13 protein-coding genes are annotated in these 13,302 nt (G+C 42.2%); 8 read left to right on the forward strand and 5 right to left on the reverse strand.

Translation table 11 applies throughout. The features are described 5' to 3' along the window. The first annotated feature begins 507 nt into the window (after positions 1-507). Both D9T12_RS10055 and D9T12_RS10060 read left to right on the forward strand, forming a co-directional pair. Positions 508-1,446: a KpsF/GutQ family sugar-phosphate isomerase gene (locus D9T12_RS10055; protein WP_130538047.1), complete on the forward strand. Its 939-nt coding sequence runs from the start codon at positions 508-510 to the stop codon at positions 1,444-1,446. A gap of 38 nt (positions 1,447-1,484) precedes the next feature. Beyond that, positions 1,485-2,786 carry a 3-deoxy-D-manno-octulosonic acid transferase gene (locus D9T12_RS10060; RefSeq protein WP_165395092.1) on the forward strand — a complete coding sequence of 434 codons (1,302 nt, stop codon included), beginning with the start codon at positions 1,485-1,487 and terminating at the stop codon, positions 2,784-2,786. Between the two features lie 143 nt (positions 2,787-2,929). Here D9T12_RS10060 and D9T12_RS10065 read toward each other — a convergent pair whose 3' ends face one another. The 5 genes from D9T12_RS10065 to dapF form a co-directional block, all read right to left on the reverse strand. Then, positions 2,930-3,559 (reverse strand): YqhA family protein, encoded by a 630-nt coding sequence (locus D9T12_RS10065; RefSeq protein ID WP_240693177.1) that lies wholly within the window; start codon positions 3,557-3,559, stop codon positions 2,930-2,932. 38 nt (positions 3,560-3,597) lie between these two features. After that, a complete protein-coding gene (hslV, locus tag D9T12_RS10070) occupies positions 3,598-4,143 on the reverse strand; it encodes an ATP-dependent protease subunit HslV (protein ID WP_130538602.1) in 546 nt (181 codons plus the stop codon). A 213-nt stretch (positions 4,144-4,356) separates the two neighbouring features. After that, on the reverse strand, positions 4,357-5,325 hold the full coding sequence (locus D9T12_RS10075) for a tyrosine-type recombinase/integrase (protein WP_130538049.1): 969 nt from the start codon (positions 5,323-5,325) through the stop codon (positions 4,357-4,359). Between the two features lie 21 nt (positions 5,326-5,346). Continuing rightward, positions 5,347-6,129, reverse strand: a complete 783-nt coding sequence (locus D9T12_RS10080; protein ID WP_130538050.1) for a DUF484 family protein — start codon at positions 6,127-6,129, stop codon at positions 5,347-5,349. Positions 6,130-6,211: 82 nt separating this feature from the next. Beyond that, positions 6,212-7,060, reverse strand: a complete 849-nt coding sequence (dapF, locus tag D9T12_RS10085) for a diaminopimelate epimerase (RefSeq protein ID WP_130538051.1) — start codon at positions 7,058-7,060, stop codon at positions 6,212-6,214. A 315-nt stretch (positions 7,061-7,375) separates the two neighbouring features. Between dapF and hslU the strand changes: the two genes are divergently transcribed. From hslU to D9T12_RS10115, 6 genes are all read left to right on the forward strand, one after another. After that, positions 7,376-8,695, forward strand: coding sequence for an ATP-dependent protease ATPase subunit HslU (gene hslU, locus D9T12_RS10090; protein WP_130538052.1), 1,320 nt, complete (start codon positions 7,376-7,378; stop codon positions 8,693-8,695). Positions 8,696-8,707: 12 nt separating this feature from the next. Further along, positions 8,708-9,094, forward strand: coding sequence for a gamma-butyrobetaine hydroxylase family protein (locus D9T12_RS10095; protein WP_130538053.1), 387 nt, complete (start codon positions 8,708-8,710; stop codon positions 9,092-9,094). 174 nt (positions 9,095-9,268) lie between these two features. Then, positions 9,269-10,021 carry a bifunctional demethylmenaquinone methyltransferase/2-methoxy-6-polyprenyl-1,4-benzoquinol methylase UbiE gene (gene ubiE, locus D9T12_RS10100; protein WP_130538054.1) on the forward strand — a complete coding sequence of 251 codons (753 nt, stop codon included), beginning with the start codon at positions 9,269-9,271 and terminating at the stop codon, positions 10,019-10,021. A 63-nt stretch (positions 10,022-10,084) separates the two neighbouring features. Further along, positions 10,085-10,744 (forward strand): ubiquinone biosynthesis accessory factor UbiJ, encoded by a 660-nt coding sequence (locus tag D9T12_RS10105; protein ID WP_130538055.1) that lies wholly within the window; start codon positions 10,085-10,087, stop codon positions 10,742-10,744. Positions 10,745-10,832: 88 nt separating this feature from the next. Further along, positions 10,833-12,455, forward strand: a complete 1,623-nt coding sequence (gene ubiB, locus D9T12_RS10110; protein ID WP_130538056.1) for a ubiquinone biosynthesis regulatory protein kinase UbiB — start codon at positions 10,833-10,835, stop codon at positions 12,453-12,455. Between the two features lie 14 nt (positions 12,456-12,469). Then, a complete protein-coding gene (locus D9T12_RS10115; protein ID WP_130538057.1) occupies positions 12,470-13,228 on the forward strand; it encodes a hypothetical protein in 759 nt (252 codons plus the stop codon). The last annotated feature ends 74 nt before the right edge of the window (positions 13,229-13,302 follow it).

Raw genomic sequence — 13,302 nt, forward strand, 5'->3', positions numbered from 1 at the left:
ACCAGATAGTGTTTTGAATATTTCATTGTTGCCTGCGAGCAATCAAACCTAGCAAAAAACAACCCAGATAAAGACATTCTCTAACACCTACCTGAAAATTACGTAGAAAACTGCTTGAATACAAAACTATCTTATTGTCTACATTAAGACAATCGGAGAATGACAGTTTTATGAAAAGAAGATCGAAGAGCACCTCCGCAAAAACACGCACGTAATCCATCGTATCACCAAAGCTTCATTGGAAGTAGCTGAGAATCAAAGTTGCTTGCAAATCCATCATAAATTCGCTGAATACTTGAGAATAATCAAAAAAAGTAACATCAAAAACATTAACGCTTAAAATTGTGAGCCAATTCGTTTTTTAACACTGTACTTATGTCATATCAAACATAGCTTCCGGATCAAATTCATTCTTCTAATTTACTTATCTCTATTTTTATGACTTCAATTCATATTAAAATGACCTAAATTTTTACAAACTGACGATAAAAGCTTCAAATTCCAACTATGAAAGTGAATTACCAACAAACCGCAAAACGTGTATTCGATATTGAAGCGCAAGCACTCACTCATTTAAAAACGCTGCTTGACGATGACTTTAATAAATCCATTGACGCCATCCTGTCAACTCGGGGACGAGTTGTGATTTGTGGCATGGGGAAATCCGGCTTGATTGGTAAAAAAATCATGGCAACTCTAGCCAGCACTGGCACGCCGTGTTTTTTTATGCATCCCGGAGAAGCATTCCACGGTGATTTAGGCATGGTTTCGCCAGAAGATATTTTCTTGGCCTTATCTAATTCAGGAGAAACCGAAGAGGTCATCAAACTGTTACCTTTCTTAAAAGACAATAACAATATCGTCATTGCCATGACCGGCCGACCCAATTCAACACTCGCGGAAAACGCGCACTATCACTTAAACATCGCTGTCCCGCAAGAAGCCTGCCCTCACCAACTTGCCCCCACCGCCTCCACTACCGCAACCCTAGCAATGGGCGACGCATTGGCTGTAGCCTTAATGGAAGCACGAGAATTTCAACCGCAAGACTTTGCCCGCTTTCACCCAGGAGGAAGTTTAGGCAGAAAACTTCTCAGTCGCGTCAAACACGAAATGAAAACTGAAAACTTACCAAAAGTCTCAACCAATGCCAGTGCACAGGAAGTCATTCATACAATGACTGAAGGTCGATTAGGCCTTTGTATTGTAAATGAAGGTGAAGGCATTATTACCGACGGCGATTTACGTCGACAAATGGAGCAAGATTTTTCTGGCCTAGCCGCAAAAACCGCACAAGATTTAATGAGCCATGGACCGAAATTAATCTCACCGAATGCGCGTTTGAGTGAAGCTGAAATATTGATGAGTGACAATAAAATCACCAGTTTACTTGTTGGTGAAATGGGGAATATTCAGGGCGTGATTCAGATTTACGACTTGAAATAAATGCCTAAAATATAAACAACAGAATAATGAGCATCAACGTGCGAAGCATAATCTACAACACCCTCATTCACTCAGCTTTGCCGATTGTAGCTGGAATCAGTTGGCGGAAATGTCGTAAAGCCGCCCAAACTGAACCGCGCCTCGAACATTGTTTTGCGCAAAAATTTGGAAAGTTACCGGCCGGTATAAAACAAAATGGTGTTCTAATCCATGCGGTTTCTCTTGGGGAAACTCGTTCAGTTCTCCCTCTTATTTCAGAACTGCAAAACCTTTATCCAGATATGCCTTTAACCCTAACGAATGGTTCCGTTCGAGGCGCTAAACAGCTGGTCAAAACCCTACCGGCCGGTATTCAATATAGCTTCCTGCCGCTCGATTATCCATTTGCCGTTAAACGTTTTTTAAAACAACTGCAACCCAAGGTGGTTGTGATTATCGAAACCGAAATCTGGCCAAACCTCATTCAAGCGTGCCACGATTTAAACATTCCCATACTACTGGTAAATGCCCGGCTAAAACGCAGCTCAATGCAGAGCTATCAAAAATATGGCGGACAATGGCTTTGCGACAAATTAAATCAAATCGAAACCATAGCATGTCAATTCAAAGCGGATCACGACAACTTTGCTCGACTTGGTGTCAATACGAATAAACTGCAAACTATTGGAAACCTAAAATTTGATATATCAATCTCAGACCAATTACGCCAACAAACCAATGCTTGGAAAGCGCATCACAATGGCTTTATTTGGGTCGCAGCAAGTACGCATGAAGATGAAGAAGCGCTCATGCTTGAAGCACATAAAAAGCTTTTAGCCAAACAGCCAAATGCAGTATTAATTTTAGTTCCACGGCAAGCTGACCGTTTTATCGAAGTCGAACAAAGCTTACTAAGGGAAACATGGCATTATGAAAAACGCAGTGACTGGCAATCATTAGAACAGCATACACTAAGGCAAACGACTCAGGTTGTCCTTGCTGACAGCGTCGGAGAGATGCTTTTTTGGATGGGAATCAGTGATGCGGCTTTTATTGGTGGCTCAATGGTCAATTTCGGCGGACACAATATTCTTGAGCCTGCTGCTTGGCAAAAACCGGTTCTCTCAGGTCCGTACTACCAAAATCTAGAAGCGCTCTATCAGGTGTTTATTGATGAGAATGCGATTCAAATTTGCGACACTCCTGAAGGGCTAGCATCCCAGCTTATCGCTCTAACTGACGATAAAACAAATAGCAAATGGGGAGAAATAGCCTTCCAAACGTTTGAACAAAATACAGGCGCCTTGCAAAAGGTTTTGTCACTCCTCGAGCCTTATTTATCAATCACTACAACTCAATAAAACAGCTCGTAGAATACGTTCATCCAAACAAAAAAACCAAGCATTTGCTTGGTTCTTTTAAAAAATCGTCAGGCTTTTAAATCGGTCAGAAACGCAATCACAAACAACTCCTGTCCAATAAATACCGACTAGAAATACTCTGCTTAGTGCTTACTTTCATAGGCTTTATGTGAAAAATAAAGCGCCAACGCAACCAACATAATCGCCAACGCATAGTAGAGCAACTCTAATGGTTCCTGTGGTTTGAGGAAAATGGCTTGCTCAAAGAACATAACGATTAAAATCATCAAGATCACTTTCGCGAGCTTATCTTTTAAATCATCCAGTGAATTGATAATCAAAATCTTACTCGAAGTATTTCCACTGGCAGGCCCAATCTTAGAGATAAACAACTCATAAAGACCCAATGAGAAAATCAACATAATGGCACCTAATAAAAACCCGTCCACCGAGGCAACGACATGAGCCACTGTAAGAGCTTTTAACTCGACACGTCCAGCATCATCCAATGCATGATAATGCGATAAATGCGCAATCGTGTAATAGACGTCAATCGAGGTCATATAAAACAGTGCAAAAGCAGTCAATAAACTTGCCACCACTGCAATCAATACGACAAACCGACTGTTCCATAAAAAGTTTTCAAATACTTTTTCTGCCATCGAATTAGAACGTGCATCAACACAAGCATTTTTTACATCACCTTCCGATTGCTCTGAAAACTGATCACTCGCCTTCTTATTCACCTTTTCATCTATCTTCTCATTCGCCATAAACTTCTCCCTGAAAGTAACCGGCCGGTAGACTTTGCTTAAGCTTCTTTTTCTAACATTTCAATGGTCAAATTGTGGTTCGTGTAAATACACAAATCCGCGGCAATGTTTAAACCTTTTTCAACCACATCTTTTGCGCTCAAATCGGTATTATCCATCAAAGCTTTGGCAGCAGAATAGGCATAATTGCCACCAGACCCAATTGCAATGAAATCTTCCTGCGGCTCAATGACATCCCCTGTCCCAGAAATCAGCAACATGTTCTCTTGATCGGCGACCAACATCATCGCTTCAAGCTTTCGTAAAGCGCGATCCGTACGCCAATCTTTGGCCATTTCTACAGCGGCCCGCATTAGTTGTCCATTATGGGTTTGCAAGCGTGCTTCAAAACGCTCAAACAATGTAAACGCATCAGCGGTCGCTCCAGCAAACCCAGCCAAAACCTGACCGTTATATAAGCGACGTACTTTGCGCGCATTGCCTTTCATGACCACATGGCCAAGTGTCACCTGTCCATCACCACCAATGACCATTTGATTACCACGCTTTGCACACAAGATGGTTGTACCGCGAAAATTATTCATATTGCTAGAGTTTTCAGTTTGATTAGTCAAAACTTGGTCTCCTAAACCTGTGAATCGTATTTGGCGACTATTCTATAGCAAATAAGCAGTATATAAACTTCTGAAGATAAGATTTTCGAGCTCAATCGCCCATATAATTTATTTGAAATGGAACATTAGTACGAGAACCAAAGGTACTTACGAAAAGCGACATCCCAAAAATCAATCATAAACTTACTTCTTTGCTCTGGGATGAGCTGAATCATAAACTTTTGCTAAATGCTGCAAATCCAACTTGGTATAAATTTGTGTTGTAGATAAATTCGCATGGCCTAACATTTCCTGAACTGCACGAAGGTCGCCACTGGATTCGAGAACATGAGTCGCGCAGGCATGGCGTAAACGATGCGGAGACACTTTCGTTGGCAAACCGGCTTGCTGCGCTCGTTTATCCAAGCTTGCTTGAATTGAACGTACACCCAAACGATTTCCATAACGATTGACAAATAGCGCTTGTTCATCAGGCTTTGCATGCAGTGCTCTAATAGATAGCCAAACCTTAATAGCACTCTTTGCTTTCGAGCCCATCGGAGCCAAACGTTCTTTACTCCCTTTTCCGAAAACTTTAACCCAACCAGAATCGATCCCTTGAGCAACCGCAATCACATCCAGCTGAGCACATTCACTCACACGCAAGCCACCAGAGTAGAGCAATTCAAAAATCGCCTGATCTCGAATGTTCTGCCAATTATCCATTTGAGGAGCATCATTATTGGAAGCTTTGATAGAATTTTCCTGCTCGCCAATCGAGAGCAGTTTGGTCGTTTGGTCAACATCCAAACTTTTTGGCAAAGGGGCAGGCTGTTTCGGAGCTTTAACACTTTTGGCGACATTTCGACTGACAACACCATTTTCCAAGAAAAAATTCAGTGCACTTCTTAAACTGGACAATTCTCGCGATAGCGTTCGCGGATGCACGCCTTGCTGAGAACGGTGTGCGAGGTAATCTTTAATGTGTGTGGTTTGAATATTCGACCATTGATCAAACGCCTCAATAAAGTCATTGGATGGCATTTCCGTATCCTGACAATAACTAACCTGCCAAAACGCTAAGAAGGATTGCAAATCTCTCCGATAATTTTTAAGAGTATGTGCAGAGCGATTTAACGACTGTAAAGCTTTAGTAAAATCATCAATCGTCACAATCCTCTCCTTCAAACAAAATCAAACACTCTCAACAAATAAATGTGACAGTTTCGAGGTCACCATCTGCCCAATAAATTTCAAAAACAGGGTTTCAGTCCCAGAATACTTTAAATCAAGGCTTCCCAACGCCAACACTCCCCAAACCGAGCTTTCACCTAAAGGAATGACGCATACCGAGGCAATCGAATCGTGTTGATAAAACAATCCTTGTCGCCACGCCTCTTCAATCGCACCACAAAGAGGCCGATCTATTTTAAGAGTGGTCGCTAATGCATTTGCCCAACGTTGATTCAACCCCAATTGCTTTAAACCATCCAAACTTTTATGGGGCAAATCAAATGAGTGCAAAGAGGTTTCATCGACCGAAAACAATATCTGCATTTGCTGATAAATACAATCAATCGCTTCTTGGTCAGTTTGAGTTCGCATCAGAGCAGCACTGAACGCTTGGATCTTCTCAAAAATTTGCGTATTGGCCATGGCATGACCGATAAACTCATTTACTTGTGTCTCAAATAAGTCTGATTTAGAACGCAAAATGGCAAGTTGTCTCTCCAGTAAACTGACTGTTTGACCGGTTTGAGGATGTGATAAAAGCATTTCACTCAACAAAGCTTCTCGCCCCTCAAAAAAACGGGGATTATGTCGAAGGTATTCTTCAACTTGAACCTCGAAATCTATCAAGGCATGACCTGACAAATTTTCAATACTATTGGATTCTTCAACAACGACTTCACTGTTTGAGTTCGTCTCATTAACCATCATGTCACTCGAAGCACTAAGTTTGCTAAGTCTATTCATTTTCTAATTATTCTTTTTGGAGCATCTCGAAACTCAAAGGTGTCCGACAAACCTAATATAATTTCTATCACTTTAATAATTTTTAGACTTCAATCAGACCTTCAAACACACTTACCGCAGGGCCAGTCATCCACACCGGAGATTCGGGCTGACCGCTCCACTGGATGAGTAAATCTCCTCCAGGTAAATGAATCGTAACTGAGTCTTCAATTTTATTCCAAAGGCGCATCACCACCATTGCCGCACATGCACCTGTGCCACACGCCAAGGTCTCAGCAGCTCCACGTTCATACACTCTCAAAGCAATTTCTGTCGGCGATAATACTTGTGCAAAACCAACATTGACTCGCTCAGGAAAGCGCGCATGAGACTCCATTAACGGCCCTAAAACATCAACAGAAGCTTGTTGAATATCTTCAACTTCTAACACGACATGAGGGTTTCCCATTGATACGGCTCCAATCATCACCGTTTGCTCCTCAACTTGAAGCGCATAAGAATCTGCTTGTTTTTCAGCCGTAAAAGGTAGGGCTTCAGGCGCAAAGTTGGGCACTCCCATATTCACTCGAACACCGTCACCTTCAATATAAAGCACTATAATGCCTGAAGCCGTTTCCACGGTAATTTCAGTTTTATCCGTCAAGCCTTTATCAAACACGAATCGAGCGAAACAGCGAGCACCATTTCCACACTGCTGAACTTCGGAACCATCTGCATTAAAAATACGGTATCGAAAATCCACCTGAGACCGATCCGTTGACTCAACCACCAAAAGTTGATCGAAGCCAATGCCGAAGTTGCGATCAGACCAGCTCTGAATCTGCCCTACAGAATAATCGAATGGCTTTTGAGTTGCATCCACAACCATAAAATCATTCCCTAACCCCTGCATTTTTGTAAAAGCAAGTTTCGCCACGCCAATCTCCGTCATTCCATACTCTAAAACCGTTATTCTAGCAAACCCGATGAATGCTGTTATACAATCCGAAAAACCATTTTTACAGTCTATCTGACTGTTTACCGGCCGGTGAAAAAAGCCACTCTGTTTACTAGGGAACCTCTCTAAATAATGAAGAGTGCTTTTGCACCTGAAAACCGGCCTCAAAAGCGCCTTGAATCGTTTTATAATGCCCCCATTATTAAAAGCAGTCAGCATTTCTGGTTTCGTTCATTTGATTTTACCCCGACAAAACCCCACTAATTTGCTGGCGGCTACTCTATACAACTATTAAGGATTACACTCGCTATGATGACACCTAAAGAGATTGTTCACAGTCTAGACACTCACATTGTCGGTCAAAATGAAGCCAAACGTGCGGTAGCAATTGCCCTGCGTAATCGCTGGCGTCGTAGTCAATTAGCGGATGACCTAAAAACCGAAGTCACACCAAAAAATATTTTAATGATTGGTCCAACGGGGGTTGGTAAAACAGAAATTGCACGTCGTTTGGCAAAGCTCACCAATGCACCCTTCCTGAAAATCGAAGCGACTAAATTCACTGAAGTAGGCTATGTCGGTCGTGATGTTGATTCGATCATTCGTGACTTGGCCGAAACAGCGGTCAAACTCACTCGCGAACAAGCGATGAAATCGGTCAAACGCCAAGCCGAAGATCGCGCAGAAGAAAAGATTTTAGACATTCTGCTTCCACCTGCTCGTGGTCGTGAAACCGATAGTTACGACAATATGGCCGACACTCGTCAAAAATTCCGTAAACGTCTGCGCGAAGGCGATTTAGACGACAAAGAAATCGAAATTGATTTAAGCACCGCTCCGAGCCAAGTCGAAATCATGGCACCTCCAGGCATGGAAGAGATGACTCAACAGTTACAAGGCATGTTTGAAGGACTTGGGCAAGGACGCAAAGAAAAACGTAAACTGCCTATTAAAGATGCGATGAAAGCGTTAATTGATGATGAAGCTGCCGCCCTAGTGAATGAAGAAGACATCAAGTCCAAAGCGATTGAAAATGTCGAACAAAATGGCATTGTCTTTATTGACGAAATCGACAAGGTTGCTAAAAACGCTGATAATTCAAGCGGCAGTGTTTCTCGTGAAGGTGTACAACGTGATTTACTACCTCTTATTGAAGGCTGTACGATTTCCACCAAGTACGGCATGATTAAAACCGACCATGTTCTGTTTATTGCTTCGGGAGCTTTCCATTTAGCAAAACCTTCTGATTTGATTCCAGAACTTCAGGGGAGATTGCCAATTCGCGTCGAGCTGCAGTCGTTACGCGTTGAAGATTTTGTTCGGATCTTAACCGAACCAAAAGCCTCACTCGTCACACAAGCGTGCGCACTTTTGGAAACCGAAGGCGTCAAACTCGATTTTACACCGGCCGGTATTCAACGCTTGGCAGAAATCGCACACCAAGTGAATGAAGGAACCGAAAATATTGGTGCGCGCCGTTTGCATACCGTTATGGAACGCCTTCTTGAAGAAGTCTCTTTTGAAGCCTCTGACATGTCAGGTCAAACTTTGGAAATCAATGCCGAATTTGTAGAGCAGCGTCTAGGTGAACTTTCAATTAACCAAGATTTATCGCAATATATTCTGTAGAGTTTACCTACTATGAGCCATCCAAAACCGACAGACATAAAATTGCATCAAAAATCCCGCTATCTTGAGATTCATTTCGATAATGGCGAACACTTTGATTTAAGTTGCGAGTTCTTGCGCGTCTATTCTCAATCGGCAGAAGTCACTGGTCATGCCCCAGGACAAGAAGTTCTTCAAGTCGGCAAAGAAAACGTCAATATTGATGCCATTACCCCTGTCGGTAATTACGCGGTAAAATTGCATTTTGATGATGGACATGACACAGGGCTGTATACTTGGGAACGACTTTACGAGCTTGGCAAAAACCAGCATAAATTTTGGATGGACTATTTGCGTGAACTGATGCGCGCCGGTCACTCTCATCCCGAACTCGACGCACTAAAAAAGCCAAAATCTTAGAGAACTTTACATGAGTAAGAGATAGAGCATAAATTGAGAAAAAATTCTTTCTAGCTAGGCACCGAGTGCCCTTTAGGAATCACAATGCTAGGGAGAATTTTAGCCAATTTTGGTTATTTACGATCTCCTGTTTATACTCTTTGAATGCAAAGATCTCTTAATTAAGGAACCACTATGAACGACAAGAAATCCACAATCGACTTCGGTTTTAGCGAAGTCCCAGTCAGTGACAAAGTGAAACGCGTCAAAGGTGTTTTTGATTCAGTCGCCGGCAACTACGACATTATGAATGATGTAATGTCTATGGGAATTCACCGTTTATGGAAGCGTCAAACCATTGATTTAAGTGGTGTTCGTCCAGGCAATAAAGTCTTGGACTTAGCAGGTGGAACCGGTGATTTGACCAAAGCCTTTGCAAAACGCGTAGGCAAAGACGGTAAAGTCGTTCTGGCAGACATCAATGAATCTATGGTTCGCGTGGGTCGGGACCGTTTAATTGATGAAGGCATTGGAGGCAATGTTGAATACACTATTACCAATGCAGAAGCCCTAGCCTTTCCTGATAATACCTTCGACATTGCGACCATTGCATTTGGGTTGCGAAACGTTACTCACAAAGACGTCGCTTTAGCGGAACTCTGCCGAGTACTCAAACCCGGAGGACAGCTATTGGTGCTCGAATTCTCAAAAGTCACCAACCCTGCACTGTCCAAGTTGTACGATTTTTATTCATTCAATATTTTGCCGAAAATGGGTAAAGTCATTGCCAATGACGAAGCCAGCTATCAATATTTAGCCGAATCGATTCGCATGCACCCTGACCAAGAAACCCTGAAAAAAATGATGTTAGATGCCGGTTTTGATAAAGCAGAATATCTAAACTTCACCCAAGGGATTGTCGCATTGCACCGTGGCTGGAAATACTGAACCGAGTGAACACTCTGATTCCAAGCTAATGCATTAAAATCATTTGTGTCTAAGGAGAATCTTGTGACCGAATTTGAAGAACCATCGTTCAGTGCTTCCGAGACAATTCCTCGTGGACAAATTGCATTTGCTCAGCTCTTGGAAACACTCTTTAATAGCGCAAAAACATTTGATGCTTTTCAAGCCGCGGACCTTTTCTCATTAGCACCTTCTGTGATTGAGATTGAAGTCCAACCTGCGCCTTACAAAGCATTTATTTTAATTAATGAATCAAGCCTTACTGTTCAAAGTCAGCTGAATGGCCAAGCAGACTGCCAAATTAAAGCTGGCATTTCTAATTGGGCAAGCTTAAATAGTTTCATTGATGCGAGCGAGCACCCTGTAGAGATCGAATTTGAGCGTTTCGAAATTCAAGGAAACCATGAACTTGCTGAAAATTTTTTACGTGCATTGAATCTCATGGAACTGGACTGGGAAGAAAAACTCTCTCAGTACACAGGGGATTTAATCGCTCATCAAATTGGTCAAAAAACTCGCCAGTGGCACCGCTATAAAAAATCTACCGGCCGGCAAATAATCGAAATGTTTGAAGAATATCTAAAACATGAGCTTCGAATCGGTCCAAGCCGTTTAGAAATGCAGACTTGGCAAACTCAGCTAGAAGAACTTGAACAACAAACTCAAACGCTTTTACAGCGTGCAAAACGCCTAAAGCCGAAATAATGAAAATAAACAAACAGATGCAATAAACATCTGACAAAACAACCCTTACAACAAACGCCAACCTGATTTACTTGCTTCGAGCGCTTCTATGACGAATTCCTTAAAACAATTTTTCCGCCTTATTAAAATCAACAGAGTATTGAGCCACTACGAAATCGATAAGATGGTTCTGGCCAATACCAAATACGCTTGGCTGGTTTGGCTTAATCGCATTTTGCCATGGAACTGGAAACGTGCTTCACAACTTAACCGAGGTGAACGCATTCGCCTAGCACTTGAGGAACTAGGACCAATCTTTATTAAACTTGGTCAAGCACTGTCCACCCGAAAAGACTTACTCCCTCACGATATTGCAATTGAGCTCTCTAAACTCCAAGACGATTGCCCACCTTTTGATCAAGATCATTCACGAGAAATTATCGAGCAAGCACTCAAACAACCCATTGAAGAAGCTTATGCCGAATTTGATCCTGTCCCAATGGCATCTGCATCGATTGCGCAAGTTCATGCCGCAAAATTGCACAGTGGTACAGATGTAGTGGTGAAAGTCGTTCGGCCAGACATCAAACCGGTCATTGAGCAAGATGTTGCAATCATGTATGTTCTGGCTGGTCTTTTTGAAAAAGCCGTAAAAATTGCCAAACGTCTGCATCCGGTTGAAGTCGTCGCCGAATTTGAAAAAACCATCTTAGATGAACTGGATATGATTCGCGAAGCGGCAAATGCAGCACAGCTAAAGCGTAATTTTGACGGTTCTGACTTGCTTTATGTCCCCGAAATTTACTGGTCACACACTTCTGAACGCGTCATGACGATGGAAAGAATCTACGGAATTCGTATTTCAGAAACTGAAAAATTGATTGAAGCAGGAATCGATTTGACAGATTTATCGGCCAAAGGTGTGATTATTTTCTTCACTCAAGTTTTTCGTCACAACTTCTTCCATGCGGACATGCACCCTGGAAATATTTTTGTCCTGCCTGATGGTCGTTATGCGGCAATTGATTTCGGTATTATGGGAACCTTGGCACCGGAAGATCAGCGCTACCTAGCAGAAAACTTTCTAGCCTTCTTTAACCGCGACTATCTGCGCGTGTCAGAACTACACATTGAATCTGAATGGGTGCCAAAAGATACGCGTGTGAATGAGTTAGAATCGGCGATTCGCTCCGTCTGTGAACCAATTTGGGATCGCCCCTTAAAAGATATCTCTTTTGGGCTGGTTTTGATGCGACTTTTCCAAACCGCTCGTCGCTTTGGAATGGAGATTCAACCACAATTGGTTTTATTGCAAAAAACTCTACTGAACATCGAAGGTTTAGGTCGTCAATTGGATGACGAATTAGACCTTTGGGATACAGCAAAACCTTTCTTGGAAGACTGGATGCAAGATCGAGTTGGACCAAAAGGTCTCGCGAAAAACATTAAAACCAATCTTCCTTTCTGGATGGAGCAAGCCCCTACTATCCCGGGATTGGTTCACAGCACTTTACACAAACTCTCTCACCAAGGTTTAACGATTCAGTCAGAACAGATTCAACATTTGGAAGCTAAAATTGAAGAACAGAATCGTCAGCAGCGTAATCGAGCCTTTGCAGTTATCTTAGGGATTGCAGGTTTACTGATTTTTGACCAATTGTATTACAGTGACTGGCAAAACCTTGCGTATGTGGCTTGGGCATTCGCGACTTGGCTAGTCATAAAAAAATAACATTGGAATAAGCAATGAATCAGTTTTCTCAAAACTTAAAGATGCGTTTACAACCCAAACGAAATGGTTCATTGCCCAAATTTACTAACCACTTCGCCAACCGCACTTCCAAGTGGATAGTTACCTCTATTCTTTCTGTTTGTTTGCTGTCCATTGTTTTACTCACTGGTTGCACAACCCCTTACCCACTCAATATGAGCGAAGAGCAGTGGCAACAGCTTTCCAAAGATCAACAAACTCAATTACTTCTCGAAGAACAAAAGCATCGCGCCGAACAGGCCAAAGCGCAGCAAATTGCCGATAATCGAGCTCGAGAGTTACGCTTACAAGCTGAAATTTCTGAACAGAAACGCCTAGAGAAACTATATGCTAATCCAGAAAATGGCGGTGTCTTACGCGTGAATATTGAAGGGGGTCAATGGATTGAGCGCAAAAAAAACTATCGCATCCAAGCCGATACTTTCCGCATTGCACGCGGCGAAAAAAAGCAAATTGAGCTTTCTCTAGTAAATCCCAAAGGCTACACCTACCGTCGAAATGTTTGGGTGGAATACAGAATAGATGGCGATGCACTTTATCTCAAAGAACATCGTTATGATGACAATCAAATGACTCTGTTAAATCGAAATCAGTGGGCTTGTGGCGACTATTACCGCTCAACATTAAAAGACAGTTATCAAACCATTAAGGTTCAACTGTCGGTATTTGAAACCGGTTCTCGCCACAATTGTCATGGTCACTCGCCAAAGTTCCGTATTCCGCCCATGAGATAGTATGAAATAGTCCCTTCATTTTGTTTGCAAATTTTTCGAATAGAATTCAAACTTCATAACCAAAATAAAAACGA

Origin of the sequence: Thiomicrorhabdus indica (assembly GCF_004293625.1) — a bacterium.
Taxonomy (GTDB): domain Bacteria; phylum Pseudomonadota; class Gammaproteobacteria; order Thiomicrospirales; family Thiomicrospiraceae; genus Thiomicrorhabdus; species Thiomicrorhabdus indica.

Excerpts from the sequence above, each read along its gene's own strand:
- D9T12_RS10055 (WP_130538047.1), top strand. The coding sequence starts at position 508 with ATGAAAGTGAATTACCAACAAACCGCAAAACGTGTATTCGATATTGAA.
- D9T12_RS10065 (WP_240693177.1), bottom strand. The coding sequence starts at position 3,559 with ATGGCGAATGAGAAGATAGATGAAAAGGTGAATAAGAAGGCGAGTGAT.
- hslV (WP_130538602.1), bottom strand. The coding sequence starts at position 4,143 with ATGAATAATTTTCGCGGTACAACCATCTTGTGTGCAAAGCGTGGTAAT.
- D9T12_RS10080 (WP_130538050.1), bottom strand. The coding sequence starts at position 6,129 with ATGAATAGACTTAGCAAACTTAGTGCTTCGAGTGACATGATGGTTAAT.
- dapF (WP_130538051.1), bottom strand. The coding sequence starts at position 7,060 with ATGACGGAGATTGGCGTGGCGAAACTTGCTTTTACAAAAATGCAGGGG.
- hslU (WP_130538052.1), top strand. The coding sequence starts at position 7,376 with ATGATGACACCTAAAGAGATTGTTCACAGTCTAGACACTCACATTGTC.
- D9T12_RS10095 (WP_130538053.1), top strand. The coding sequence starts at position 8,708 with ATGAGCCATCCAAAACCGACAGACATAAAATTGCATCAAAAATCCCGC.
- ubiE (WP_130538054.1), top strand. The coding sequence starts at position 9,269 with ATGAACGACAAGAAATCCACAATCGACTTCGGTTTTAGCGAAGTCCCA.
- ubiB (WP_130538056.1), top strand. The coding sequence starts at position 10,833 with ATGACGAATTCCTTAAAACAATTTTTCCGCCTTATTAAAATCAACAGA.
- D9T12_RS10115 (WP_130538057.1), top strand. The coding sequence starts at position 12,470 with ATGAATCAGTTTTCTCAAAACTTAAAGATGCGTTTACAACCCAAACGA.